This is a genomic window from Alcanivorax sp. HI0044, from assembly GCF_001634945.1.
In genome coordinates this window covers 1-506 of the sequence record NZ_LWEZ01000652.1, presented here as the reverse complement: position 1 = coordinate 506, position 506 = coordinate 1, and the positions used below count along the sequence as shown (strand labels likewise).

The 506-nt window shown below is 50.2% G+C and carries 2 protein-coding genes; both read left to right on the top strand.

What is annotated here, in order from left to right; all coding sequences use genetic code 11:
- Positions 1–102: BamA/TamA family outer membrane protein (locus A3730_RS33020; protein ID WP_156501066.1), on the top strand; the 102-nt coding region annotated here is incomplete at its 5' end.
- A 10-nt stretch (positions 103–112) separates the two neighbouring features.
- Positions 113–506: OmpH family outer membrane protein (locus A3730_RS07915; RefSeq protein WP_063537867.1), on the top strand; the 394-nt coding region annotated here is incomplete at its 3' end.

The window sequence follows — 506 nt, the reverse complement described above, 5'->3', positions numbered from 1 at the left end:
ACGGCCATCGGGCCGCTCAGCTTCAACCTCGCCAAGGCGCTGAACGACCAGCCAGGCGACGACACGGAAGTATTCCAATTTTCTCTGGGACAGACTTTTTAGGAGTTTAATAATGATGAAAAAAACACTGGTAGCACTGACACTTATTCTGCCTTCACTGGGCATGGCTGATGCCTCCGTTGGGGTTCTCGATCCGATTGCTGCATTGCAATCGTCGGATAACGTGAAAGCAAAAATGTCATCCCTGGAAAATGAACTGTCTGCCGATGAGCAAAAGCTCAACGCTCTGCAGAATGATGTGCAGAAACTGCAGCAAAAATTGCAAAAAGAAGCCATGACCATGTCAGCGGATCAGCAAGACACGTTGAAGACGCAAGGTCAGCAGAAAATGATCGAAATCCAGAGCCTGCAGCGCAAGCTGCAAAAGCGTGCCAACGAAGCGCAGCGTGACATTCTGGAAGAAATGCAGCCGAAACTGAAAACCGCCATGGAAGCCGTGGCCAAGC